This is a genomic window from Mesorhizobium sp. B2-1-3 (assembly GCF_006442495.1).
In the GTDB taxonomy this organism is placed as follows: Bacteria; Pseudomonadota; Alphaproteobacteria; order Rhizobiales; family Rhizobiaceae; genus Mesorhizobium.
This window is the reverse complement of sequence record NZ_VFWL01000001.1, coordinates 611,473-636,641: the sequence shown is the minus strand read 5'-3', so window position 1 is coordinate 636,641 and position 25,169 is coordinate 611,473. Positions and strand designations below refer to the sequence as shown.

General features: G+C 64.0%; 27 protein-coding genes. 23 read left to right on the top strand and 4 right to left on the bottom strand.

Annotated features, from left to right (window positions below):
- Nucleotides 1–228 precede the first annotated feature (228 nt).
- The 7 genes from rplS to leuC all read left to right on the top strand — a co-directional run bounded on the left by rplS (nt 229) and on the right by leuC (nt 6,308).
- A complete protein-coding gene (rplS, locus tag FJ973_RS03355) occupies nt 229–768 on the top strand; it encodes a 50S ribosomal protein L19 (RefSeq protein ID WP_140518090.1) in 540 nt (179 codons plus the stop codon).
- Nucleotides 769–917: 149 nt separating this feature from the next.
- Nucleotides 918–1,337, top strand: coding sequence for an organic hydroperoxide resistance protein (locus FJ973_RS03350; protein WP_140492746.1), 420 nt, complete (start codon nt 918–920; stop codon nt 1,335–1,337).
- The gene (locus tag FJ973_RS03345) at nt 1,334–1,843 is read left to right on the top strand and encodes a MarR family transcriptional regulator (RefSeq protein WP_140518092.1); all 510 of its coding nucleotides are present in this window, start codon (nt 1,334–1,336) and stop codon (nt 1,841–1,843) included. The genes FJ973_RS03350 and FJ973_RS03345 overlap by 4 nt, the downstream gene beginning before the upstream one ends.
- Nucleotides 1,844–2,021: 178 nt before the next feature.
- Complete coding sequence (locus tag FJ973_RS03340) at nt 2,022–2,819, top strand: transporter substrate-binding domain-containing protein (protein ID WP_140524675.1); 798 nt, start codon at nt 2,022–2,024, stop codon at nt 2,817–2,819.
- Nucleotides 2,820–3,079: 260 nt separating this feature from the next.
- Nucleotides 3,080–3,892, top strand: coding sequence for an amino acid ABC transporter permease (locus tag FJ973_RS03330; protein ID WP_140492737.1), 813 nt, complete (start codon nt 3,080–3,082; stop codon nt 3,890–3,892).
- Nucleotides 3,893–3,948: 56 nt separating this feature from the next.
- The gene (locus FJ973_RS03325) at nt 3,949–4,584 is read left to right on the top strand and encodes a class I SAM-dependent methyltransferase (protein ID WP_140554845.1); all 636 of its coding nucleotides are present in this window, start codon (nt 3,949–3,951) and stop codon (nt 4,582–4,584) included.
- Nucleotides 4,585–4,898: 314 nt separating this feature from the next.
- The gene (leuC, locus tag FJ973_RS03315) at nt 4,899–6,308 is read left to right on the top strand and encodes a 3-isopropylmalate dehydratase large subunit (protein ID WP_140518096.1); all 1,410 of its coding nucleotides are present in this window, start codon (nt 4,899–4,901) and stop codon (nt 6,306–6,308) included.
- 88 nt (nt 6,309–6,396) lie between these two features.
- Here the strand turns inward: leuC and FJ973_RS03310 are convergent, their stop codons facing one another.
- Nucleotides 6,397–6,711: a hypothetical protein gene (locus tag FJ973_RS03310; protein ID WP_140492726.1), complete on the bottom strand. Its 315-nt coding sequence runs from the start codon at nt 6,709–6,711 to the stop codon at nt 6,397–6,399.
- A gap of 160 nt (nt 6,712–6,871) precedes the next feature.
- Between FJ973_RS03310 and FJ973_RS03305 the strand changes: the two genes are divergently transcribed.
- Nucleotides 6,872–8,068, top strand: a complete 1,197-nt coding sequence (locus tag FJ973_RS03305; protein WP_140554844.1) for a GGDEF domain-containing protein — start codon at nt 6,872–6,874, stop codon at nt 8,066–8,068.
- A gap of 189 nt (nt 8,069–8,257) precedes the next feature.
- Nucleotides 8,258–9,460, top strand: coding sequence for a GGDEF domain-containing protein (locus FJ973_RS03300; protein ID WP_140554843.1), 1,203 nt, complete (start codon nt 8,258–8,260; stop codon nt 9,458–9,460).
- Here FJ973_RS03300 and FJ973_RS03295 read toward each other — a convergent pair.
- On the bottom strand, nt 9,444–9,806 hold the full coding sequence (locus FJ973_RS03295) for a hypothetical protein (protein WP_140492715.1): 363 nt from the start codon (nt 9,804–9,806) through the stop codon (nt 9,444–9,446). The genes FJ973_RS03300 and FJ973_RS03295 overlap by 17 nt on opposite strands.
- Before the next feature lie 444 nt (nt 9,807–10,250).
- On the opposite strand from FJ973_RS03295, the gene sdhC reads away from it, so the two are divergent.
- The 5 genes from sdhC to FJ973_RS03270 all read left to right on the top strand — a co-directional run bounded on the left by sdhC (nt 10,251) and on the right by FJ973_RS03270 (nt 14,458).
- On the top strand, nt 10,251–10,670 hold the full coding sequence (gene sdhC, locus FJ973_RS03290; RefSeq protein WP_140554842.1) for a succinate dehydrogenase, cytochrome b556 subunit: 420 nt from the start codon (nt 10,251–10,253) through the stop codon (nt 10,668–10,670).
- 2 nt (nt 10,671–10,672) lie between these two features.
- The gene (sdhD, locus tag FJ973_RS03285) at nt 10,673–11,068 is read left to right on the top strand and encodes a succinate dehydrogenase, hydrophobic membrane anchor protein (RefSeq protein ID WP_140518101.1); all 396 of its coding nucleotides are present in this window, start codon (nt 10,673–10,675) and stop codon (nt 11,066–11,068) included.
- A 4-nt stretch (nt 11,069–11,072) separates the two neighbouring features.
- Nucleotides 11,073–12,908, top strand: a complete 1,836-nt coding sequence (gene sdhA, locus FJ973_RS03280; protein ID WP_140554841.1) for a succinate dehydrogenase flavoprotein subunit — start codon at nt 11,073–11,075, stop codon at nt 12,906–12,908.
- A 39-nt stretch (nt 12,909–12,947) separates the two neighbouring features.
- Nucleotides 12,948–13,727, top strand: coding sequence for a succinate dehydrogenase iron-sulfur subunit (locus tag FJ973_RS03275; RefSeq protein ID WP_140518103.1), 780 nt, complete (start codon nt 12,948–12,950; stop codon nt 13,725–13,727).
- 104 nt (nt 13,728–13,831) lie between these two features.
- Nucleotides 13,832–14,458 carry a DUF480 domain-containing protein gene (locus tag FJ973_RS03270; protein ID WP_140554840.1) on the top strand — a complete coding sequence of 209 codons (627 nt, stop codon included), beginning with the start codon at nt 13,832–13,834 and terminating at the stop codon, nt 14,456–14,458.
- Nucleotides 14,459–14,506: 48 nt separating this feature from the next.
- Here FJ973_RS03270 and FJ973_RS03265 read toward each other — a convergent pair whose 3' ends face one another.
- Nucleotides 14,507–14,932, bottom strand: coding sequence for an OsmC family protein (locus FJ973_RS03265; RefSeq protein ID WP_140492697.1), 426 nt, complete (start codon nt 14,930–14,932; stop codon nt 14,507–14,509).
- Nucleotides 14,933–15,145: 213 nt separating this feature from the next.
- Here FJ973_RS03265 and FJ973_RS03260 point away from each other — a divergent pair, with 213 nt between their 5' ends.
- Together FJ973_RS03260 and FJ973_RS03255 are read left to right on the top strand one after the other, a co-directional pair.
- On the top strand, nt 15,146–15,373 hold the full coding sequence (locus FJ973_RS03260) for a hypothetical protein (RefSeq protein WP_140554839.1): 228 nt from the start codon (nt 15,146–15,148) through the stop codon (nt 15,371–15,373).
- Nucleotides 15,370–15,726 (top strand): YciI family protein, encoded by a 357-nt coding sequence (locus tag FJ973_RS03255; RefSeq protein ID WP_140492691.1) that lies wholly within the window; start codon nt 15,370–15,372, stop codon nt 15,724–15,726. The genes FJ973_RS03260 and FJ973_RS03255 overlap by 4 nt, the downstream gene beginning before the upstream one ends.
- A 13-nt stretch (nt 15,727–15,739) precedes the next feature.
- On the opposite strand, the gene FJ973_RS03250 is transcribed toward FJ973_RS03255, so the two are convergent.
- Entirely contained in the window at nt 15,740–16,999 is a 1,260-nt protein-coding gene (locus tag FJ973_RS03250; RefSeq protein WP_140554838.1) for a ubiquinone biosynthesis hydroxylase, read from the bottom strand.
- A gap of 99 nt (nt 17,000–17,098) precedes the next feature.
- Between FJ973_RS03250 and tesB the strand changes: the two genes are divergently transcribed.
- The 7 genes from tesB (at nt 17,099) to FJ973_RS03215 (ending at nt 25,151) form a co-directional block, all read left to right on the top strand.
- On the top strand, nt 17,099–17,959 hold the full coding sequence (gene tesB, locus FJ973_RS03245) for an acyl-CoA thioesterase II (protein ID WP_140492686.1): 861 nt from the start codon (nt 17,099–17,101) through the stop codon (nt 17,957–17,959).
- Between the two features lie 249 nt (nt 17,960–18,208).
- Nucleotides 18,209–18,547 carry a P-II family nitrogen regulator gene (locus tag FJ973_RS03240; RefSeq protein WP_013528889.1) on the top strand — a complete coding sequence of 113 codons (339 nt, stop codon included), beginning with the start codon at nt 18,209–18,211 and terminating at the stop codon, nt 18,545–18,547.
- Between the two features lie 32 nt (nt 18,548–18,579).
- Nucleotides 18,580–19,932 (top strand): ammonium transporter, encoded by a 1,353-nt coding sequence (locus FJ973_RS03235; RefSeq protein WP_140554837.1) that lies wholly within the window; start codon nt 18,580–18,582, stop codon nt 19,930–19,932.
- A 309-nt stretch (nt 19,933–20,241) separates the two neighbouring features.
- Nucleotides 20,242–20,517 (top strand): hypothetical protein, encoded by a 276-nt coding sequence (locus tag FJ973_RS03230; protein WP_140513949.1) that lies wholly within the window; start codon nt 20,242–20,244, stop codon nt 20,515–20,517.
- A 213-nt stretch (nt 20,518–20,730) separates the two neighbouring features.
- Nucleotides 20,731–23,397 (top strand): DNA translocase FtsK, encoded by a 2,667-nt coding sequence (locus tag FJ973_RS03225; protein ID WP_140554836.1) that lies wholly within the window; start codon nt 20,731–20,733, stop codon nt 23,395–23,397.
- Nucleotides 23,398–23,533: 136 nt separating this feature from the next.
- The gene (locus FJ973_RS03220; RefSeq protein ID WP_140513951.1) at nt 23,534–24,214 is read left to right on the top strand and encodes an outer membrane lipoprotein carrier protein LolA; all 681 of its coding nucleotides are present in this window, start codon (nt 23,534–23,536) and stop codon (nt 24,212–24,214) included.
- Between the two features lie 130 nt (nt 24,215–24,344).
- Complete coding sequence (locus tag FJ973_RS03215; RefSeq protein WP_140492674.1) at nt 24,345–25,151, top strand: exodeoxyribonuclease III; 807 nt, start codon at nt 24,345–24,347, stop codon at nt 25,149–25,151.
- The last annotated feature ends 18 nt before the right edge of the window (nt 25,152–25,169 follow it).

Here is a 25,169-nt window from a genome sequence, read left to right as displayed (position 1 = left end):
ACGATGGTGCACGCGAGCAAAAAAGACGCGGCCAAGACGTGACAAAGCGTCGAAATAGCTGTATGTGCCCGCCGAACCGGGAGAAATCTGCCGGACCCGTCAACAATGGCGGTGTAGTCGCCCCTGCCCGATGTTTTCGAACAAAGGGCATAGCCGAGCGGTCATTGGAACTGCAAGGCGAGCGCCGGGCGCTCTGACTGTCGGAAGAACAAGAAGTGGATTATTGAGATGGATCTCATCCGTCAGATCGAGGCCGAACAGGCCGCCAAGATCGAAGCAAAGCGCAAGCTTCCCGAATTCCAGCCCGGCGACACCGTGCGCGTCCAGGTCCGCGTGACCGAAGGCACCCGCACCCGCGTCCAGGCATATGAAGGCGTCGTCATCGCCCGTGCCGGTTCGGGCTTCCAGGAAAATTTCACCGTCCGCAAGATCTCCTACGGCGAAGGCGTCGAGCGCGTGTTCCCCGTGTTTTCGCCAATGGTCGAAGGCGTCGAGATCGTGCGTCGCGGCAAGGTGCGTCGTGCCAAGCTCTATTATCTGCGCGACCGTCGCGGCAAGTCGGCCCGTATTTCGGAGAACACCGGCGTGCGCGCCCGCAAGCTCAATGATGAGGAGCGCGACGCGCTGAACGCCGAGAAGGCGCGCATCGAGGCCGAGAAGGTTGCCGCCGCGCAGGCGCTGGCCGCCGAGACGGCCGCCAAGGAAGCCGCCGAGAAGAAAGCCGCCGACGAGGCCGCCAAGGCTGCGGAAGCCGCCGCCGCCGAATAAAGGCTTTGGACAGACATTCTGAAAAAGGCGGCTTCGGCCGCCTTTTTTCGTTTCGGAGCCTTTGCCAAATGCGGGCTTCCAAAGCGGGATTGATTTCTATAATACGGTACGCTAATTAATCGTGTACAAACTAATTTTGGAGACTTGATATGACCGCACTCTATTCGACCCAGGCTCGTGCCGTCGGCGGCCGCGCCGGCCACGTCCAGACCGATGACGGCCTGCTCAGCCTCGATCTCGCAATGCCGAAGGAGCTTGGCGGCAAGGGTGGCGCCACCAATCCCGAACAGCTTTTCGCCGCCGGCTATGCTGCTTGCTTCGAAAGCGCCATGCGGTTTCTCGCCGGCAAGCAGAAACTGCCGCTGCGCGATGCCTCGGTGACGGCCACTGTCAGCCTCCATCCCAACGGTCAGGGCGGTTTCCTGCTCGGCGTTTCCCTGGCGGCCGAGACGAAAGGTCTTGATCAGGCGGCCGCCGAAGCGCTTGTATCGGCAGCGCACCAGATCTGCCCCTACTCCAACGCAACCAGGGGCAATATCGAGGTGGCGATTTCGGCAAAGGCGACATGACGGCGAAAACCAAAGACACGGCCAACCAGGTCCCGGCGGGTGACGCCGGGACAAGCGCGGTCCCAAGGCTCAGCGACCAGCTCTGCTTCGCGCTCTATTCGGCGAGCGGATTGATGACGAAGCTCTACCGGCCGTTGCTCGATCCGCTTGGCCTGACCTATCCGCAATATCTGGCCATGCTGGCGCTGTGGGAACGCGCGCCGAGCACGGTGGGCGAGCTCGGCGAGGCGCTGGGCCTCGATTCGGCGACGCTGACGCCGCTGCTCAAGCGGCTCGAGGCCGGCGGCCTGGTTACGCGCCGGCGCGATCCTGCCGACGAGCGCCGCGTGCTGGTCGAGCCGACAGCCAAGGGCCAAGCCTTGCGCGAGCGCGCCAGGGACATCCCCGCCGCCATGCTCTGCAGCATGCCGCTCGACCCAGCCGAGTTGAAGTCGCTGCATGGCACGCTGACCCGCTTCGTCGCCGGGCTGCGCGAGGCCGATGCCGGAGCGCCGCAGCGCGGCTGATCGGCCACGGCAAGGATCGTTTCCCAAAATCCCGGCCGAAAGTATCTATTTGCGTTTTTCGCCAGCCGTGGCGCAGCGGAGCGTCTTGCATGGCGCTTGCGGAGAGCTAAAGTCGGCGCCGGATTTCCTTTGCAAGCCCGGCCCATGTCCGGGCGCTTTCACTTCCGGGGAGTGTGTCATGACAAAATCGAAACTGCTGCTGGCCGGCCTGCTTGCCGTCATGCTTGCGCCCGTTGCCGCCTTCGCCCAGGCGCTGCCCGATCTCGGCGGCAAGAAAGTGGTGGTGGTGACGGAAAACGCCTATCCGCCGCTGCAGTTCATCGATGCCAAGACCGGAAAACAGATCGGCTGGGAATATGACGCGATGAACGAGATCGCCAAGCGGCTGAATTTCACCGTCGAGTATCAGAACACCTCCTGGGACGCGATGATCCAGGCGGTTTCCGACAACCAGTACAACATCGGCATGACCGGCATCACCATCAAGGACGACCGCAAGCAGAAGGTGGATTTCTCTGACCCTTATATGCGCTCGGAACAGTTCATGTTGGTGCGCGGCGACGAGAGCCGCTTCACCGACGCCAAGACCTTCGGCGCCTTCAAGGACGGGCTGATCGGCGCGCAGGCCGGCACGACGCCCTTCTACACCGCTGTCTACAGCGTGCTGGACGGCAATGAGCAGAACCCGCGCATAAAGCTGTTCGAGACGTTCGGTGCCACCGTGCAGGCGCTGAAGACTGGCGACGTCGATGTGGTGCTCACGGACGGCACTGCGGGCAAGGGCTATGTCGACGCTTCCGAGGGCAAGCTGAAGCTGATCGGCGGCCCGCTGGGCACCGAGGATTTCGGCTTCATCTTTCCCAAGGGCTCCGACCTGGTGAAGCCTGTCAACGCCGCGATCGCCGCGCTCAAGACCGACGGCACGTTCGATGCGCTGAACAAGAAATGGTTTCTTGATTACAAGATGGGGCAGTAGTTCGTCTTGATGCGGGCGGTGCGCGTGCGGGAACTCGCGCTGAGTTTGCGCTTGAACGCCCCCCTCTGCCCTGCCGGGCATCTCCCCCTCAAGGGGGGAGATTGGCAGCTTGGCCTTCGTCCCACATGCAGCATCGATGAAGATTGGCGAAGGCCGATGAGACATCTGATCTCCCCCCTTGAGGGGGAGATGTCCGGCAGGACAGAGGGGGGCGCCTTGGCGCCTGCCTTGCGCACTATGCACCTCGCCGGCCACGCCTGATGGCCCCCCCACCATCCTCCGTCAAACCTGAATTCCCCTGGTGGCTGGCCGCCGCCCTTGTCCTTGCCTTGGCCGCCGCGCTCGCCATCGCCGCCAGCGATCTTTATGCCCAGGTCTTCGCCACTGTTGCCAAGGGCATCGGCGTCACCGTCTTCGTCACCATTGTCGCCTTCGCGCTGGCCTCGATCATCGGCCTCGGCATCGCGCTGATGGGATTGTCGGGTTCGCAGTGGCTGCGGCAGATCGCGCGTTTCTATGTCGAGATCATCCGTGGCGTACCGATCCTGGTGCTTTTGTTCTGGATCGCGTTTGCCGGCGCACCGGCTTTCGTCGCAGCCTGGAACGCGCTGACCGCGCCGCTGCAGAGCACCGGCTATCTCGGCGAGTTGCAGGTGCGCGACGTCTCGCTCTTGTGGCGCGCCGTCATGGCGCTGACCATCGGCTATTCCGCCTTCATCTCCGAAGTGTTCCGGGCCGGCATCCAGGCGGTCGAGAAGGGCCAGATCGAAGCGGCCAAGGCGCTCGGGCTCACGCGGGCGCAACGTTTCCGGCTCATCGTCTTTCCGCAGGCGATCCGTACCATCCTGCCGCCGCTCGGCAATGACTTCGTCGCCCTGGTCAAGGATTCCTCGCTGGTCTCGGTGCTCGGTGTCGCCGACATCACGCAGATGGGCAAGGTCTATGCCGCCGGTTCCTTCCGCTTCTTCGAGACCTATTCGATAACAGCCTACATCTATCTCATCCTGACCGTCGGCTTGTCTTTGGCGCTCCGGGCGCTGGAACGGCGGTTGCGCCGCCAGCATCAGGAATAGTCTTTCGGCAAGGACGGCGTTACGCTCCAGTTGCGCACTGGAGGAGGAGCATGCCCATGAACGTCGACAAGGCCAATGCTGCGCTGGATTCGGTCTATACGGCCGATACGCCCGAAACCCTGGCGCAGGCCTATGCCGCATGGGCCGCGACTTATGACAGCGAGACCGCCTCGCTCGGCTATCTCCTGCCGTTCCTCATCACCGCCTGGGTGGCGCGCCACGTGCCTGCGGGCGAAGGGCCGCTGCTCGACGCCGGCTGCGGCACCGGCCTGTCCGGGCCGTCGCTGAAGGCGCTGGGCTACGGCGATATCGCCGGGCTCGACCTGTCGGACGACATGCTGAAGATCGCCGGCAGCCGCAACGCCTATGGCGAGCTGAAGCAGGCAATGCTGGGCGGCCCGCTGCCCTGGCCCGACGGCCATTTCCGCGCCTTCTTCTCGACCGGCGTGTTCACCATCAGCCATGCGCCGGCTTCCGGCCTGCACGAACTGGTGCGCGTCACGAAGAAAGGCGGCCACGCCATCTTCACCGTGCGCGACCAGGTGTTCGAGAGCGGTGGTTTCCAGGCCGTCTTCGATGAGCTGGAACGGACGGGAAAATGGCGGCTGATGGAGCAAAGCCCGTGGTTCCGCTGCTATGCGATTGCCGAGCCGGATGCGCTGGTGAAGACGTTTGTCTTCGAGGTGCTTTGAACCGCGGGTCCGCCAAGCTTGGTGCGCATCCCCCGGAGGCGTGGACGCGAGGACGAGGAACCCAGGTCCCGCGCAGCCACCGCCAATTGCCGAAAAGCCAAAACATTGCTATCTACCCCGCCATGGAAGAGCTTTTTGGCGATCCGGCCTACAAGGGGTTCGTGCTGCAGGACAGAAAACGCCTGCCGTCGCGCTTCTCCGCGCGCGTCTGTGGCGCGCCGACCAGCCGACTTACGCGGGCCGACTGATCAACTCGTTTCGCCTGACATCTCGGCGTCTGCCCTTCCCTTTCTCATATCGACGGATTTACGCACATGAGCGCACCGCGCACCCTCTATGACAAGATTTTCGACGACCACGTCGTCGACCGCCAGGACGACGGCACCTGCCTGCTCTATATCGACCGCCACCTCGTCCATGAGGTGACCAGCCCGCAGGCCTTCGAGGGCCTGCGCATGAGTGGCCGCAAAGTCCGTCATCCCGAAAAGACGCTGGCCGTGGTCGACCACAACGTCTCGACCTCGCCCGAGCGCAAGTTCGGCATCAAGAACGAGGAAAGCCGCATCCAGGTCGAGGCTCTGGCCAAGAACGCCAAGGATTTCGGCGTCGAATATTATTCCGAGAATGACATCCGCCAGGGCATCGTCCACATCATCGGGCCGGAACAGGGTTTCACCTTGCCCGGCATGACCATCGTCTGCGGCGACAGCCACACCTCCACCCACGGCGCCTTCGGCGCGCTGGCGCACGGCATCGGCACGTCGGAGGTCGAGCACGTGCTGGCGACGCAGACGCTGATCCAGCGCAAGGCCAAGAACATGCTGGTGCGCGTCGACGGCCAGTTGCCGGAAGGCGTCACCGCCAAGGACATCATCCTCGCCATCATCGGCGAGATCGGCACCGCCGGCGGCACCGGCTATGTCATCGAATATGCCGGCGAGGCGATCCGCTCGCTGTCGATGGAAGGCCGCATGACGATCTGCAACATGTCGATCGAGGGCGGCGCGCGCGCCGGCCTGATCGCACCCGACGAGACGACCTTCGCCTATGTCAAGGACAAGCCGCGCGCGCCCAAGGGCGCCGCCTGGGACGCCGCGCTCGCCTACTGGAAGACGCTGCAATCCGACGAAGGCGCGCATTTCGACAAGGTGATCGTGCTCGATGCGGCCAAACTGCCGCCGATCGTCTCCTGGGGCTCTTCCCCGGAGGATGTTGTCTCGGTGCAAGGGATTGTGCCGAACCCGGAAGACATCACCGACGAAAACAAGCGCACCTCAAAGCAGCGCGCGCTCGACTATATGGGCCTGACGCCGGGAACGAAGATCACCGACATCGCCCTCGACCGTGTCTTCATCGGCTCCTGCACCAACGGCCGCATCGAGGATCTGCGCGCCGCCGCCAAGGTGGTCGAGGGCAGAAAAGTCAATCCGCGCGTCAACGCCATGATCGTGCCGGGCTCCGGCCTGGTCAAGGAACAGGCCGAGGCCGAAGGGCTGGACAAGATCTTCCTCGCCGCCGGCTTCGACTGGCGCGAGCCGGGCTGCTCGATGTGCCTTGCCATGAACGACGACCGGCTGAAGCCACATGAGCGCTGCGCCTCGACCTCGAACCGCAATTTCGAGGGCCGGCAAGGCTTCAAGGGGCGCACCCATTTGGTGTCGCCGGCCATGGCTGCGGCGGCGGCGATCGCCGGTCACTTCGTCGATATTCGCGACTGGAAGTAAATCGCGGCTGGTTCGATCGAAACGCAAGGGCCCGGATCGCGATGCGATTCGGGCCTTCTGCTTAAGCGTTCAGAGCATGTTTGGAGCTTCACCGGTCGTCGCGGCGGATGATCTCGTGGAACTGCTCGCGGCGCCCGGGTTCTTCGGCGGCGACCACCAGGGCCAGCCCGCGTTCATCGAAGAGTTTGAACCATTCGTCCCACTCGACCAGCTCATAACCTCCGGCATTGATCGGGCGCTCCGGCTGGTCTTCGTCCTCATAGGCGTGCTGGCCGAATACCAGCCGCAGCATCGCCTGCGTGCCGGCCTCGGGCGACACGTCGACAATGGCCGGAAAGCCGGCGCGTGAAGCGGCCCATGAACGGATTGCCTCGTGATCGGTCAGGGTGATTGTATCGGCCATTATCGGTTCCTCTTCTGCGCTGGACAAACGCAGGTCCGGCGCGCCGGTTCCACGTCACGCTCCGCACCAGCGTGACGCATATTCGCTTTCGCTTAACCGCTTGTTTGGGCTTGCAGCCTAAGGTCTTCCCCGACGTCAAGCGAGGGGAAGTCACGGTCCTTTGGACACCGGCCTGCTGATAGCGTTGCTAAACCCGACGATCGCGCTGGCCCTCGGCGCGGCGTTCCTCGTGCTTTGGTTCTATCAGCGCCACCGTCCCTATCTGGCCGTGCTGGCGGTAAGCTATTCGCTTGCGGCGGCCGGGTTCCTGTTCCAGCATTTCACGCTGCCCGTTGGCCTGGCACCGTCGAAGCTGCTCTCCAACCTATGCTTCTGCGTTGCCGGATCCTGCCTGGCCGGCGCGATTGTGGCGCGGCATGGCCGGCGAGTGCCCTATGCCGGGCTTTGCGTCTTGGCGAGCGGCGGCATGGCCGCCTTTTGCTGGTTCCTGTTCGTCCAGCCGGACCTGACATGGCGGGTCCTCGTCATCAATTTCGCGCTCGGCGGCATCAGCCTGGTGGCGGCCGCCGAATTGCGCAAGGTGCGTGGCAATGGCCCGACGGAAAATATCCTGTTCGTCCTGGCGTTGCTCGCGGGGCTGAATTTCTTCGTGCGCACGCTTGCCGTCATCGTCGCGCACGGGCCTTTCGCGACCTATGACGAGCTCTATACATCATCCTATTGGACGACGGCGTTGCTGTCGCATGCGCTGCTGTCGCTGCTGATCGCGCTTTGCCTGTTCTCCGCCGCCGCGCTCGACGTGATGAAGGCGTTGAAGGTCGAAACCTACACAGATCCGCTGTCTCGCCTCCTCAACCGGCGCGGCTTCGAGCAACGGGCGGCACTGCTCTTGCAACGCTGCGCGGCGGCGAAATTGCCGGTGGCCCTTGTGCTGGCCGATCTCGACCACTTCAAGGCGCTCAACGACCTGCATGGGCATGCCGCGGGCGACCGGGTGATCGCCGACTTCGCCGCCAAGCTTCGTGCCGCCGCCGGTGCGCGCGGTGAGGCCGGACGTATCGGCGGCGAGGAATTCGCGGTGCTCCTGCCCTTGACCGACCTTGCCGCCGCGCGGCTGCTCGCAGAGACCGTGCGCGTGGCCTACTCGGCCGGCGGCGTCGACGGACTTCCGCCCGGCACCAAGGTCACCGCCAGTTTCGGCGTGGCGGCGCGCAGCGGCGACGAAGCGCTGGAGCCGTTGATGCGCCGCGCCGACGAGGCCCTCTACAAGGCCAAGAAGAACGGCCGCGACAGCGTGCGCCTGTCCTATGAGCGGCCGGAAACGCTGTTTGTGCCGGAGCCGCTCAAAGCCGGCTGAAGGCGATCGGCCCGACGCCTTCATCATCCAGGACCCGCGCCGCACCGCTTCGTTCCTTGCTTCGCCCTGAAGGGCGATGGCAACCATCCTTCGGCCAATGTCCGAGGCGTGCGCGAGCCTCGATATGACCTGACGTTAACTTCTTTTTCGCCCGTCGATGGTTTGCTGCCGTCAGGGGCTTGGGAAATCATGGGCGGCGCGGACTTCATCCTTGTCATCAATCTATTCGTTGCCGGGCTGCTGGCGGCGGCCTTCATGGCGATTGCCGTCTATGGCATCGGACGCGTCTCGGCACGCTGGCTGGCGTTCGGCTATGTGCTGGGCATGGCCTATTTCGTCGTGGAATTCAGCATCCCCGCCTTCGACAATGCGCGGCTGGTGGTCGTCGCAGCCTTTGCCGTTTTCCTTGGCGCCACCATCGCCTTCAACGGCGGGCTTGCGCATAGATATGGCGTGACGCCGCCCTGGTCGGCGATGCTCCTGATCCTGGCCGTTGCGTCTGTCGCGGTCTATTTCGCCCAGGATCTGCCGCGCCAGTCCCTAGTCAGCAAGATGGCCTACCAACTGCCCTACGCCGTCATGCAGCTTACCGGGTTCGGCATTGTCTGGTCGTCCAGGCAAAGGCGTGACCGGCTCGATCGGATGCTGATGGCGGTGCTGGCGGCCAGCGCCATGCAGTTCGCCAGCAAGCCATTCATCGCCGATGCGCTTGGCGGCCGCGGCGCCGCCCCACAATCCTATCTGCAGACCAGCTATGCCCTGGTATCGCAATCGCTCGGCACCGTGTTCGGCGTGGCGCTGGCCTTGCTGGCGCTGGCCATACTGGTGCGCGACGTGCTCGCCGAGGCGACGTCGAAATCGGAAACGGACACGCTGTCGCGGCTCCTCAACCGCGGCGGCTTCGAGCATCACGCCGAGAGGGCGCTGGGGGACGCGGCGCGCCGGGGCGTCCCAGTCGCGCTGGTCATCGCCGATCTCGACCACTTCAAGTCCATCAACGACAATTACGGCCATGCCTCGGGCGACCGGGTCATCGAGGCCTTTGCCCGCTTCCTGCGCGAGGCCGCGGCCGACCACCATGTCGCCGGTCGTATAGGCGGCGAGGAGTTCGCCATCATCCTGCCAGGCACCAACCTTGCCGCCGCGCGGCTGTTCGCCGAAGGCGCCCGCAGCGCCTTCGGGACGCTGCCCATCGACGGGCTCCCCGCCGACAATCGCTGCACGGCAAGCTTCGGCGTCGCCGAACTTCATGCCGGCGAGCATTTTTCCGACCTGATGCGACGTGCCGATGAAGCGCTCTATCAGGCGAAGGATGCCGGGCGCGACTGCGTACGCGTTTCCGCCGGGCCAGCCAGGCCAGAGGCCGTGGCGCTGTTCAGCGGCAGGGGCTGAGCTCGGGCATCTCGCCGTCGGAGAGGCCATACATATAACTGCGCCCCTTCACGAACACCGGCGGCCGATAGCAGTCGCCATAGCCCGACATCACGTCAGCCCCGTTCTCGTAGATCACCTTGGGCTGGCCGGCGCTGGTATAGTCGGACAGTTGCTTGGCGAGCTTGCCTTCACCGACGAGGATGCGCTTGTAGCCGGCGGCACTGTCGATGACGAGATTGCCGAAGGAATCGGCGTAGACCCGATCCTGGTGGCGTCCGTCCGCCAGCGCCGGCGCGGCGAAGCCGACGGCCAATACCGCCACTGTGAGCGCCGCAAGGCGCGATCTGCCCGAATTCGAACGCATGCCGTCCTCCATGTTGGAGACAAAGCCTCCTCGAATCGGAAATTAACCTTTTCTTAACCTTTGTTAAGAGGCTGGCGCGGTTCTCACCCATGTCTTGATAAACATGGTTAACGAGGCACATGACGCGATCGTGATCGACGGTCGCGAGGCGCTGGTGATGAAAGCGGGCTCGGCGCCACTGACCTGCACCCGCTGAGCCGAAGCCCGCGCCCGCCACATATATGCTGCACCGCAGCGAGAACGGGCCGGCTTGGCATCGTCGACGCCTAATCGATTGAAGCCCGGACCTGCCTTTTAATCAGACTAAATTACGTTTTCGAAACGGTTTTCTGGCTTTGACGCGGTGCAAAAAGAGCATTAGAAACCGGCTGTCCGAAGTCGCAACCGGAAGCGGCAATGCCGCATTTCCACCTGAGGCTCCAGGAACGCCGAACTGGGGGAGCCATGAGCAAATCACCAGCCACCCGCGAATTCGCCAGACGTGAACGGCCGCTTTCGCCGCACCTCAGCGTGTACCGGCCGCCGATCACCATGACGATGTCGATCATCCATCGCATCACCGGTGGCGCGCTCTATTTCGGCACGCTCCTGGCCGCGATATGGCTGATGGCGGCGGCGAGCTCGCAAGCCACTTTCGATTGGGTGAGCTGGGCCTTCGGAACCTGGCTCGGACGGCTGATCCTGTTCGGCTACACCTGGGCGCTCATGCACCACATGCTGGGCGGCGTGCGCCACCTGATCTGGGATACCGGCGCCGGTCTCGAAAAGCATACCGCCTCCAAGATCGCCTGGGCGACCCTGGCCGGCTCGGTCCTGCTCACGGTGCTGATCTGGATCGCCGGCTATATGGCGCGAGGAGCCTGACCATGAGCACTGGAAAGACCGACATGCGCACGCCGCTGGCGAAAGTCCGCGGCCTGGGCTCGGCCCGCGAAGGCACCGGGCATTTCTGGCGCCAGCGCCTCACGGCAATCGCCAACATCCCGCTGATCCTGTTCTTCACCGGGTTCCTGGTCGCGCTCAACGGCGCCGGTTATGCGGAGGTGCGGGCAGCGCTCGCCAACCCGCTCGTGGCGCTGATGATGGCCCTTGTGCTCATCTCGCCGCTTTATCACATGCGGATCGGCATGCAGGTGATCATCGAGGATTACGTGCATGGCGAAGGCATGAAGCTGGCGCTGATCGCCCTCAACACTTTCTTCACCGTAGCGGTCGGCGTGGCTTCGCTCTTCGCCCTGCTCAAACTGGCATTCGGAGGCTGACGTTTTGGCCAAGGACGCGAAAGAAGCCAATACGGCAGGCTATACCTATGTCGACCACAAATTCGACGTCGTGGTCGTCGGTGCCGGAGGTGCGGGACTGCGCGCTACGCTGGGCATGGCCGAACAGGGCCTGCGCACCGCCTGTATCACCAAGGTTTTCCCGACCCGCTCGCACACGGTGGCGGCGCAGGGCGGCATTGCCGCTTCGCTTTCCAACATGGGCCCGGACTCCTGGCAGTGGCACATGTACGACACCGTCAAGGGTTCGGACTGGCTGGGCGATGTCGACGCCATGGAATATCTGGTGCGTGAAGCGCCGGCCGCCGTCTACGAACTCGAGCACTACGGCGTGCCGTTCTCGCGCACGGAAGAGGGCAAGATCTACCAGCGGCCGTTCGGCGGCCACATGATGAATTACGGCGATGGCCCGCCCGTGCAGCGCACCTGCGCGGCCGCCGACCGCACCGGCCACGCCATCCTGCACACGCTCTACGGCCAGTCGCTGAAGAACAACGCGCAGTTCTTCATCGAGTATTTCGCGCTCGACCTGATCATGGAGCCGGACGGCACATGCACCGGCGTCGTCGCCTGGAACCTCGACGACGGCACCATCCACCGCTTCTCGGCCAAGATGGTTGTGCTGGCGACAGGCGGCTATGGCCGCGCCTATTTCTCGGCGACCTCGGCGCACACCTGCACCGGCGACGGCGGCGGCATGGCCGCGCGGGCGGGGTTCCCCTTACAGGACATGGAGTTCGTGCAGTTCCACCCGACCGGCATCTACGGCGCCGGCTGCCTGATCACCGAGGGCGCGCGCGGCGAGGGCGGCTATCTCGTCAACTCCGAGGGCGAGCGCTTCATGGAGCGCTACGCGCCGTCGGCCAAGGACCTCGCCTCGCGCGACGTCGTCTCGCGTTGCATGACGCTGGAAATCCGCGAGGGCCGCGGCGTCGGCAAGAACAAGGACCATATCTTCCTGCACCTCGACCATCTCGATCCGGCGGTGCTGCACGAGCGGCTGCCCGGCATCTCGGAATCGGCAAAGATCTTCGCCGGCGTCGACCTCACCAAGGAGCCGATTCCGGTGCTGCCGACGGTGCACTACAATATGGGCGGCGTGCCGACCAATTACTGGGGCGAGGTGCTCAACCCGACGATCCTTAATCCGGATCAGGTCTCGCCCGGCCTGATGGCGGTAGGCGAGGCCGGCTGCGCCTCGGTGCACGGCGCCAACCGGCTGGGATCGAACTCGCTGATCGACCTGGTCGTGTTCGGACGCGCGGCGGCGATCCGCGCTGGCCAGGTCATCGATCGCAAGTCGGCGATCCCGTCGCCCAACCAGGCCTCGGTCGACAAGATCATGGATCGCTTCGACCGGCTGCGCCACGCCAACGGCTCGACGCCGACGGCGGTTCTGCGCGAAAAGATGCAGCGTGCCATGCAGGAAGACGCGGCGGTGTTCCGCACGCAGGAATCGCTGGAGAACGGTTGCAAGCGCATTTCGCAGATCTGGGGCGAGCTCAAGGACATAAAGGTTTTCGATCGCTCGATGATCTGGAACTCCGACCTGGTGGAGACGCTGGAGCTGGAAAACCTGATGGCCAACGCCATCACCACGGTCTACGGCGCCGAGGCCCGCAAGGAGAGCCGTGGCGCGCACGCGCGGGAGGATTTCTCGGCCCGCGACGACGCCAACTGGCGCAAGCACACGCTCGCCCATCTGAGCGAGACCGGTGAGGTGACGCTCTCCTACCGTCCGGTGCACACCGAACCGCTGCTGGCCGAAAAGGACGGCGGCATCAGTCTCGCCAAGATCGCGCCCAAGGCCAGGGTGTATTGAAATGACGTCCAGCCGCGTCATCCGAAAGGACCTGAGGTAATGGTCGAACTCACGCTCCCCAAGAACTCGAAGATCCAGCAGGGCAAGACCTGGCCGAAGCCGGAAGGCGCGACCAATCTCAGGGAATACCGCATCTACCGCTGGTCGCCGGATGATGACGAGAACCCGCGCATGGACACCTATTTCGTCGACATGGACGATTGCGGGCCGATGGTGCTGGATGCGCTGCTCTGGATCAAGAACAAGATCGACCCGACGCTGACCTTGCGCCGCTCCTGCCGGGAAGGCATCTGCGGCTCCTGCGCCATGAATATCGACGGCTCCAACACGCTCGCCTGCACCAAGGGCTGCGACGACATATCGGGTGCCGTCAAGATCTACCCGCTGCCGCATATGCCCGTCATCAAGGACCTGGTGCCCGACCTCACCAATTTCTACGCCCAGCACGCCTCGATCGAACCGTGGCTGAAGACGGTCTCGCCGCAGCCGGCCAAGGAATGGCTGCAGAGCCATGAGGAGCGCGAGAAGCTCGACGGGCTCTACGAATGCATATTATGCGCCTGTTGCTCGACCTCTTGCCCGAGCTATTGGTGGAACGGCGACCGTTATCTCGGCCCGGCAACCTTGCTGCAGGCGTATCGCTGGCTGATCGACAGCCGCGACGAGGCCACGGGCGAGCGGCTCGACAATCTCGAGGACCCCTTCCGGCTCTATCGCTGCCACACCATCATGAACTGCGCGCAGACCTGCCCCAAGGGCTTGAATCCGGCCAAGGCGATCGCGGAAATCAAGAAGATGATGGTGGAGAGAAGGGTTTAGGCGCTCGCTCGCGGCAATCTTGAACGCAGCGATCCTTCGCGCCCCTTTCTCCGGCAGGACAAAAGGGGCGCTGTCTTGCCAGCTTCAAAAAGGATTGCAATCCAATGACGGACCTCCCCATCCTGTCTCCTCCCGAAGCGCGTGTGCTCGGCTGCCTCATCGAGAAGAAGGAGCTGACGCCGGACGTCTATCCGTTGACCCTCAACGCAGCGCTTGCCGCCGCCAACCAGAAGACGGCGCGCGAGCCCGGCATGGCGCTGGAGCAGACAGAGGTGCACCGGGCGCTAAAGCTGCTCGAGCAGAAGGGGCTGGTGCGGCAGATGTTCGGCTCCCGCGTCGAGCGCTACGAGCACCAGATGGCGCAGCGCTTCTCGCTGACCACGCCTCAGACCGCCTTGGTCGGTCTGCTTTTGCTGCGCGGGCCGCAGACGGCGCATGAATTGTTGGCACGCAGCGAGCGCATGGCAAGGTTTTCATCGATCGAGGATTTGCGCGGTGAACTCGATATGCTGATCGGCCGTCGACCGCCGCTCGTTCAGGAAATCCCGCGCGGTCCAGGCCAACGCGAGGACCGCTATGTGCATCTCCTCGCCGGGCCGGTTGACGTTGCCGCCCTGTCGGCGCAGCGCACTGCATCGGCCGTGCCCGCTTCCGACCTTGAAGCGAGAGTGGAGGCGCTGGAGCAGGAAGTCGCAGCCCTTCGCGCCCGGCTCGACGCGCTGGGCGCCTGAGCGGTCGGGCGTGTCCGGCGCGACCATGCGCGCCGGGATGCCGGGGTCTCAGCCGAGCCTGGCGTCGAGCGATACGTTGATGGCGCCCAGCGCTTTGGAAACAGGGCATTCGGCCTTGGCCTTCTCGGCCAATTCCTTGAACTTCGCGGCGTCGATGCCGGGCACCTTGCCGACAAGGGTGATCGCGCTGCCCGTGATGCCGGTGCCGGGAACCAGCGTCACCACGGCCTTGGCGTCGAGCTCGGCCGCCGGGGTGCCGTTCTCGGCCAGGAAATGCGACAGCTGCATGGCGTAGCAGCCGGCGTGCGCGGCCGCGATCAGCTCTTCCGGATTGGTGCCGGATTTGCCGCTCTCGTCCTCGAAGCGTGCCTTGAACGAATAGGGCGTGCCGTTCAGGGTCCCGCTCTGGCTGTCGAGCGTGCCTTTGCCGTCCTTCAGATTGCCCTTCCAGACGGCGGTTGCGGTGCGGTCCATGAATTCCTCCTTGGTTGTCGTGAACTTGTCCAGGTGAGCCCAGCGTCCGGCCAACTATAACGCGGGCATGCGCGAAGACCACTGCGCTGTTTGGACCACGGCGTGATGACGGTTCATTCCTTTAGAAAAAAAACCGCGTGCAAAAATGTCGGCTTCCATTCGGCCCGGCCGTCCTGCGGGCGACCACGGGATTGTGGCCGGATGGAGGTTCACATGGACAATCTGTTTTTCGCAATATGGAAGACCCCGGGCCGCAAGGCTCAACGACGGCAAGACTTCTGGCTGGAGCCACCGCCGTCCGGTGTCCGCAGGCTGCTGGCGGCTGTCGCCATCATCGCGGTCGCGGCATGCCTTCTCGACCATGCGGCAGCGGTCGAAGGCAAGGCTGACACGCTCGTCACCGCATCCTATGATTCATCGCAGCAAGGGAGCGCGAAATGAAATATGTCTGCCTGGTCTATGGTGAGGAGAAAGACCTCTACGCGCTCACCCCGGAAGGATCGGCCAAGCTCGACGCCGATTCGCTGGCCTATGACCGGTCCTTGGACCAACAAGGCAAGCTCATCGTCGCGCAGGCGCTGCAATCGGTGAAGACCTCGAAAACCGTGCGCCGTCGCAAGGGCAAGCGGCTGGTCACCGACGGCCCGTTCGCCGAAACCAAGGAGCAGTTGCTCGGCTTCGTCATGATCGAGGCGAAGGACCTCCAGGAGGCACTGGACATCGCCGGCGGCATTCCGCTGGCCGAACTCGGCACGATCGAGGTCCGGGCGATCTATGACGTGCCCGGGTCATAAGCGGCGCGGCGGGTCAGATCGCCTCGCCCTTCAAAAGGCGCGGCGTGCCGGCTGAAAGCCCCGACGCCTGGCGGATGAAGAATTCCTTCAGCCGTGGCATGCGCTCGACCAGGCCGAGGCCGATGTCGCGCACCGCGCGCAGCGGGCCGATATCGTTGGAAAACAGCCGGTTCAGCACATCTGTCGTGACGCCCATCTGCACCGTGTCGAAACGACGCCATTGCTGGTAGCGCTCGAGCACGTCGAGCGCGCCGATATCCTGGCCCAGCCGGTCGGCCTCGACGATCACCTCGGCCAGGGCGGCGACATCCTTGAAGCCGAGATTGAGGCCCTGGCCGGCGATCGGGTGGATGCCGTGGGCGGCATCGCCGGCAAGCGCCACGCGCGGCGCGACGAAGGCGCGCGCGATGGTAAGACCCAGCGGCCAGGCGCGCGGCTTGTCGGCGACGCGGATCTCGCCAAGCTTGAGGCCGAAACGCTGTTCCAGCTCATGCTCGAAGAGGAGGTCGTCGCCGGCGACCAGCGTCTGAGCATCTTCCGACCGCTCGACCCAGACGATCGACGAGCGGTTGGAGCCGTCCTCGCCCGGCTTCAGCGGCAGCGTGGCGAAGGGGCCGGCGGGCAGGAAATGCTCTTCGGCACGGCCGTTGTGGGGCCGTTCATGTGCCACGGTGCAGACGATGCCGGACTGGCCGTATTCCCACTTCACCGTCTTGATGCCGGCCATGTCACGCAGCTTCGAATTGACGCCGTCGGCGGCGACCAGCAGCCTCGCCTTCAGCGTCGCGCCGTCGGCCAAATGCACGGTGATGCCTGCACCATTGGTTTCGAACCCTTGCACGGCAACGCCTTCGATGATGTCGACGCCGAGCTTTTCGGCGCTGCGGCGCAAGGCGCCGTTCAGCACCCGGTTGGCCACCATATGTGCGAAGGGCTCGCCCGGCGCCACCTCGCCGTCGAAAGTGAGGAAGACCGGGCGCACAGGATCGGCGGCACGCGAATCGGTGATGATCATCTCGGTGATTGCCTGCGCTTCCGGCGCGATCTCGGCCCAGACGCCGAGCCGCTCGAGCATGCGGCAGGCGGCCGCCGCAATGGCCGAGGCGCGCCCGTCCCTTTGCCAGGAGCCGGCGGGTGCGGCATCGACCAGGGCCACGGCAAGCTCCGGTTGCGCCTGTTTCAGCGACACGGCGGCAGCCAGGCCGACATAGCCGGCGCCGGCGACCAGAACATCGAGCCCGGACCTGGTTTTCGCCTCTGCCTTGCCTTCCATGGTCTTCGCTCCTTGCAAGCCAGCCTGCCATCCGCCCTTGACGGCCCGTCCTTCCTGTCGGAAACCCGCCGAGGAAATCTTGAGGCGAGGTCACGACACATGACGGCGGCCATGGACGAGCTTCTGCGCATTCTCGACCTCGAGAGGCTAGAACACAATCTGTATCGTGGTCGCAGCCCCCAGGTGGAGTGGCAGCGCGTCTTCGGCGGCCAGACCATCGCCCAGGCGCTGGTGGCGGCGCAGCGGACCGTCGAGCCCGACCGCTACGTGCATTCGCTGCACGGCTATTTCATGCGGCCGGGCGACATCAAGGTGCCGATCATCTACGAGGTCGACCGCATCCGCGACGGCGGCTCCTTCACCACCCGCCGGGTACTGGCGATCCAGCACGGGCAGGCGATCTTCTCGCTGGAAGCCTCGTTCCAGGTCGATGAGAAGGGGCTGGAGCACCAGTTCGCTTTGCCTGACGACGTGCCGCCGCCGGAAGAGCTGAAGACGCAACGCCAATTGCTCGAAAAGGCCGACCGGGTGCCGGAAGCGGTGCGACGCTTCTGGGCGCGCGAGCGACCGCTGGAGCTCAGGCCGGTCAATCTCCAGCACTATGAAAGCCGCGACAAGCTGCCGCCCCGGCAGAATGTCTGGATCCGCCTCGCCGGCCCCGTCCCAGACGACCGCGCGCTGCAATCGGTGCTGCTCGCCTATCTCTCCGACATGACGCTGCTCGACACCTCGACCTTCGCGCATGGGCGCGGGCTGTTCGATCCCGACATCCAGGCGGCCAGCCTCGACCATTCGATGTGGTTCCACCGCCCGCATTCGCTTGACGGCTGGCTGCTCTACGCGCAGGACAGCCCCTCGAGCTCGGGATCACGCGGATTCAGCCGCGGCACGCTCTATGCCCGCGACGGCACGCTGATCGCCTCGATGGCCCAGGAAGGCTTGATCCGGCTCAAGCGTTGAGCAGTCCTTTCGCCCAAAGCCTTCCAAATAGGCGTTTTCAGAAAATTGCTTAATTATTGAGCAGAAGCTGTGCCGCGCTCATCGGTACGGTGCGATCGCCGGTGCGTCAATTCCTTTGTTTACAACCAGTTAACACGCTGCTTCGGCAATTGGCACGGAGCTTGAATCCTCGTCGGCACTCTCCGGCTCCTCGGGATCGGTGAAGGTGTGCAAACGCGGGGGACCGCAACAGCAAAAGGGTGAAACCTTATGAAAATCGTGATGGCAATCATCAAGCCGTTCAAGCTCGACGAGGTACGCGAAGCGCTTACCGCCGTCGGCATCCAGGGCCTGACCGTCACCGAAGTCAAAGGCTACGGGCGTCAGAAGGGGCACACGGAAATCTATCGCGGGGCGGAATACGCGGTCAGTTTCCTGCCGAAGATCAAGATCGAGGTCGCGGTCAGCGCCGACATGGTCGACAAGGCCGTGGAGGCCATCACCGCAGCCGCCAAGACCGGCCAGATCGGCGACGGCAAGATCTTCGTTTTCGGCATCGACCAGGCGGTGCGCATCCGCACCGGCGAAACAGACACCGACGCGCTCTGAAGCGGCGAACACGTATTCCAATGGAGAGTTCAATGAATATTCCTTCCACCTTGAAGAAGACGGGACGCGCCGCCCTTTTTGGCTCGCTCGCTCTCGCAGCGTTGGGCAGCGTCGCCGCCTTCGCGCAGGAAGCGGCTCCGGCCGCGGCTGCCGCCGCGCCGGCCGCTCCCACCCCGGCGCTCGACACCGGCAACACCGCCTGGATGCTGACTTCGACGGCGCTGGTGCTGATGATGACCATCCCCGGCCTGGCACTGTTCTACGGCGGCATGGTGCGCAAGAAGAACGTGCTTGCCACCGTCATGCAGAGCTTCGCCATCACCTGCCTGGTGACGGTGCTGTGGTTCATGTTCGGCTATTCGCTGGCCTTTTCCGACGGCGGCGGCATGAATGCCTATCTCGGCGGCTTCTCGAAGTTCTTCCATCACGGCATCACCACCTCGACGCTGTGGGCGCCGGGCGTGGCCAACATTCCTGAATTCGTCTTTTCGATGTTCCAGATGACCTTCGCCATCATCACCCCGGCCCTGATCGCCGGCGCCTTTGCCGAGCGCATGAAGTTCTCGGCCCTGCTGATCTTCATGGCGCTGTGGCTGCTGGTCGTCTATGCGCCGATCGCGCATTGGGTCTGGGGCGGCGGCTTCCTCGGCGCTGCCGGCGTGCTCGACTTCGCCGGCGGCACGGTCGTCCATATCAATGCCGGTGTCGCGGGTCTCGTCTGCGCCCTGGTCCTGGGCAAGCGCGAAGGCTACGGCACCACCAACATGGCGCCGCATAACCTGGTCTATTCCGTGATCGGCGCTTCGCTGCTGTGGGTCGGTTGGTTCGGCTTCAACGCCGGTTCGGAACTCGCCGCCGACGGCCTCGCCGGTGCCGCGATGCTCAACACCCAGGTTGCCACCGCGGCAGCGGCGCTGGCCTGGATGTTCGCCGAATGGATCGTCGCCAAGAAGCCCTCGGTGCTCGGCATCATCTCCGGCGCCGTCGCCGGCCTTGTCGCGGTGACGCCGGCTTCCGGCTTCGTCAACCCGACGGGCGCCTTCATCGTCGGCATCGTCGCCGGCGTCGTCTGCTACATCTCGGCGGTCAAGGTAAAGCACATGTTCGGCTATGACGACTCGCTCGATGCCTTCGGTGTCCATGGCGTCGGTGGCGTGGTCGGCGCATTGCTGACCGGCGTGCTCGCCGACCCGGCAATCAACAGCCTCTCCTCGGGCGCGTCGATCGGCAAGCAGCTCTACGGCATCGTCTTCACCATCCTGTGGACGGCAATCGCCACCTTCGTCATCCTCTACATCGTCAAGGCGCTCGTCGGCCTGCGTCCGTCGACCCAGGAGGAGGTCGAGGGTCTCGACATCAGCCAGCACGGCGAAGTGGTGCCGTAAGGCCTCTTTGCCATGGGACCGGCGGACCTCCTCCCGCCGGTCCCATCTCTTTCGGTAATCACGTACGGAAAACCGCTGCACGTCTTCCGGAACTGTTTTGAAATCCCGTCGTGACGCTCCGCAAGGTGCTCACGCCTTGAGGCCCGGATCGCTCCGGGCCTCTTTTTTTGGAGCCCGTTTGGTTGGACGAGCGCAATCACGTTCGCGTGATTGAGATTTTCGAGGAAACATCGGCCGTCTTGGCATCGAACTCCCGGGCACGACCACTGTTCGGCGGTCGTTGCAAACAATAGGGAAGGAAACTATCCAATGAACGTCAAGAATATCTGTCTCGGCGCGCTCGCTCTTTCCATGGTCAGCGGCATGGCATTTGCCGGGGCTCTCGACGAACCCGACAATATGGCCCCGTTCTTCACCGATTCCAGCATGAAAACCATGAAGCCGATGGCGGAATTCAAGACCGCTTTCATGGCCATGCCAATGGAAAAGCAGGATGCGATGAAGAAGGAATGCCAGGACGCGGCGATGAGCAAGCCGCACGCCGAGTTCTGCGCCAACGTCCAGGCGCTCGGCGGAGCCAACTGAGACCGCGGCGGATCAGGCCCACCGAGCCTGGTCACCCTGCCGTTGCCGATGCAGAAATGGCGGGCCGTGAGGCTCGCCATTGTTATTTGCGGCAGGCGGCTGGGGCCCTTGCCATGGTTAATGCGGCCTTAACCTTCCCACGCATAGTCTGGCAGCCAAATCTGCCGAAGTGCGTCACGCGCTCGGGCCAGGCAATCACTGACGGGGAAGAGCATGCGTTCAGGGGCTTCAGCACCGCTCGCGCTGACCGATACGGGGCACGGCATCCAGGCATTCGCGCGACGCCAGGTCGGCCGGCTTGTCGGCGCCGGCATGTTCGCGTTCACCGCCTTCGGCGTCGCCAGCCTTGCCACCTGGAATGTCGCCGACCCGAGCTTCTCGCACGCCACAGCCAACACCGTCACCAATGCCATGGGATATGCGGGTGCGGTCTTCTCCGACATCGCCATGCAGTTCTTCGGCCTTGCCGCCGTGGCGGCGCTGGTTCCGGCCGTGATCTGGGGATATCTGCTGTTTTCGGCGCGCGGCGTCGACAGGCTGCCCAGGCGCGGTCTGTTCTGGTTCGGCTTTGCCCTGCTGGCCGCTGCGATCGCCGGCTGCGTGGTGCCGCCCAAGACCTGGCCGCTGCCGACCGGGCTCGGCGGCGTGTTCGGCGACATGGTACTGAAGATTCCGGGCGTCGTCATCGGTGGCTATCCGACCGGGCTGGTGGCCAGCGTGCTCGCCATTCTGATGGCCGGTCCGGCGCTATGGCTATTCGCCTACGGTTCGGCGCTGATCGCACGCAAGAACGGTTTCGCCGTCATGGAGGAACCGGCCGCCGCCGATCCGCGTGAGGATGAGCTGCTGTTCGACAATGACGAGGATGAAGGCGACGAAGGCATACTGGCGCTCGGCGCAATGACCCATTGGTGGCTTTCGTTCCGCGCGTGGATGCACCGCCGCGCCGTGCGCCGCAGGCAGCGGCGGGACGAATTCGAGCCGGGAATGGAACCGCGCGCCAGCGCCTGGCGGCGTGCCGCCGAACGGGTCGAATCGGCCGAGTTCGCCGAGCAGCGGATGAGCCCGGATGGCCGTGCCCGCGTCGAACCGGAATTCTTCGCCGCCATGGTCAACGACCGCAGCGTTTCCGTCGATCCGGACGATGACGTCTTCGACGGTCGCTTCGACACCGGCGATGACGATGTCGATTTCGACGATGAACCCCTCGTCCAGCGTCGCGCGGCTTCCACCGCCAAGGTCCAGCCGTTCCGCTCGGATGCCGCCACGCGCGTTGAAGCGCCGGCGCCGCGCCCGGCTCCGGGTGCGCGCGTCCAGCGCGAGGCGCAGACCTCGTTGATCGGCTCGGAAAAATTCGAGATGCCGTCGCTGCATTTCCTGTCCGAACCGAAGAACATCGCGCGCGACCCGAGCCTCTCGAAAGACGCGCTGGAACAGAACGCCCGCCTGCTCGAAGGCGTGCTGGAGGATTTCGGCGTCAAGGGCGAGATCATCCATGTCCGCCCCGGCCCCGTCGTCACGCTCTATGAGCTGGAGCCTGCGCCAGGCATCAAATCATCGCGCGTCATCGGCCTCTCCGACGACATCGCCCGCTCGATGAGCGCCATCGCCTGCCGCGTCGCCGTGGTGCCGGGCCGCAACGCCATCGGCATCGAATTGCCGAACGCCAAGCGCGAGACGGTGTATCTCAGGGAAATCATGGCCAGCCGCGATTTCGAGACCACCAAGGCCAAGCTGGCGCTGGCGCTGGGCAAGACCATCAACGGCGAGGCGGTCATCGTCGATATCGCCAAGATGCCGCACGTCTTGGTCGCCGGCACCACCGGCTCGGGCAAGTCGGTCGCCATCAACACCATGATCCTGTCGCTGCTCTACCGGCTGACGCCGCAGGAATGCCGGCTGATCATGATCGATCCCAAGATGCTGGAGCTCTCGGTCTATGACGGCATCCCGCACCTTTTGACGCCTGTCGTCACCGACCCGAAGAAGGCGGTGGTTGCGCTGAAATGGACCGTGCGGGAGATGGAAGACCGCTACCGCAAGATGTCGAAGGTCGGCGTGCGCAATATCGACGGTTTCAACGCACGCGTCCAACAGGCGGAAAAGAAGGGCGAAAAGATCTCGCGCACGGTGCAGACCGGCTTCGACCGCCAGACCGGCGAGGCGATCTACGAGACCGAGAATCTCGACCTCGAGCCGATGCCCTACATCGTCGTCATCATCGACGAAATGGCCGATCTGATGATGGTTGCCGGCAAGGACATCGAGGGTGCCGTCCAGCGCCTGGCGCAGATGGCGCGCGCCGCCGGCATCCATGTCATCATGGCGACGCAACGTCCGTCTGTCGACGTGATCACCGGTACCATCAAGGCCAACTTCCCCACCCGCATCTCCTTCCAGGTGACGTCGAAGATCGACAGCCGCACCATCTTGGGCGAGCAAGGCGCCGAGCAGCTGCTCGGCATGGGCGACATGCTCTACATGGCCGGCGGCGGCCGCATCCAGCGCGTGCACGGCCCGTTCGTCTCCGACGACGAGGTCGAGAAGATCGTCGCGCATCTGAAGCTGCAGGGCGTGCCGGAATATCTCGACGCCATCACCGAGGACGATGATGAGGACGAGGACGAGCCCTCCGGCAAGGGCGGCTCGGGCGGCGGCGGCGGCAATTTCGAGGATTCCGACGATCCTTACGACCAGGCGGTGTCCGTGGTGTTGCGCGACGGCAAGGCCTCGACCAGCTACATCCAGCGGCGTCTGGGCATCGGCTACAACCGCGCCGCTTCGATCATCGAGAAGATGGAAAAAGAAGGCATTGTCGGCCCCGCCAACCATGCCGGAAAACGCGAGATCCTGGTGCCGACCGAAGAGGACAAATTCTGATCGCGACAAATACCGGCGGCAACTTTGAACCTTCTGGCGCGTTCAAGCGGTCAAGCAGTGTTCGCGCCGTCAAACTTCAGCCCAACTGGGGGTTCAGGACAACAACAAATCAGGACTCAAGATGAGAGTGACCGACATGAAAAACGATCTTTCCGCGCTCGGCGATCTTGCCCCGACGCGCCGTCAGTTGCTTGGCCTCGGCCTGGTGCTCGCGGGCGCTGCCGCCCTCAACGTGGTGCCCGGATTCGAGCTGCTGGCATCCGCGCAGGCGGCCGTGCCGGCGGCCGCGCAGAAGATCGCCGATCATTTTTCCTCGGTTAAGTCGATGAGCGGCGAATTCGTGCAGTTCGGCCCCAAGGGCGAACAGACCGGCGGCAAGTTCTTCCTGGAAAGACCGGGCAAGATCCGCTTCAATTATGACGGATCCTCGAATTTCCGGGTGATTTCGGACGGCAAGTCGGTGGTCATCCTCAACAAGAAACTGAACACGTCCGATCTTTATCCCTTGTCGAAGACGCCGCTGAAACTGTTGCTCGACGACCGGATCGATCTCTCCGGAAACCGCGTCAAGAGCGTCAAGGAAGAGGACGACCTCACCACCATCCAGCTCTCGGACAAGTCGGTGTTCGGCAATGCGCGGATCACCATGATGTTCGATCCGAAGACCTATGATCTGCGCCAGTGGACGATCACCGATGCGCAGGGCAAGGACACCACGGTGATGATCTTCAACACCAAGGAAGGCGTCAGCTTCGCTCCCGACACGTTTGCCATCGACTATACGGCCAATCGCGAGCTGAATACGAAAACCAGATAGCTTTCCTCGCGCTGGCGAAGCCTTTCGTGCAGTTTCGGCGGCGCGGCGCCGACCTCCGCAACTGCTGCAATGCTTGTCTTTATGGCGCGGGGCTGGCAGTAGTTCGGCGATCTTTCGCCGGACCCGCCAAATGCCCTTTTCCATCGCCACCTGGAACATAAATTCCGTTCGCCTGCGCATGCCGATCATCGAGCGCCTGCTCGATGAATACGCGCCCGATGTGCTTTGCCTGCAGGAAACAAAAGTTCCCGACGAGCTGTTCCCCGAAAAGGCCTTCCGCAGGCTCGGCTACGGGCACATCGCCTTTCACGGTCAGAAGGGCTATCACGGCGTGGCGACGGTCGCGCGCCGGCCGATCGCGGTGGTCGAGAAGCGCCGCTTCTGCGACATCGACGACAGCCGGCATTTGTCGGTGACCGTGCGGGCCGGCGGCAAGACGATCCTGCTGCACAATTTCTACGTTCCGGCGGGCGGCGACGAACCGGACCCGGAGGTCAACCGCAAGTTCAGGCACAAGCTCGATTTCGTCGCCGAGATGAACGCAATCCGCGCCGAACACAGCGAAGTGTCCGCCTCGGTCCTGGTCGGCGACCTCAACATCGCGCCGCTCGAACACGATGTCTGGTCGCATAAGCAACTGCTCAACGTGGTCAGCCATACACCGGTCGAGACGGAGAGTTTCGAGGCCATGCGGCTGGCCGGCGACTGGGTCGACCTGATGCGGCTCAACGTGCCATCAGAACAGAAGCTCTACACCTGGTGGAGCTACCGCGCGCAGGACTGGGAGGCATCCAACCGCGGCCGGCGGCTCGACCATGTCTGGTCGTCACCGAACCTGGTGCCTGATTTCACCGGCTACGAAATCCTGCGGGCGGCGCGTGGCTGGGAACGTCCCTCGGATCATGTTCCGGTCATCGCGCGGTTCAACCTGGACTGATCAGCCGGGCCGGCGCTT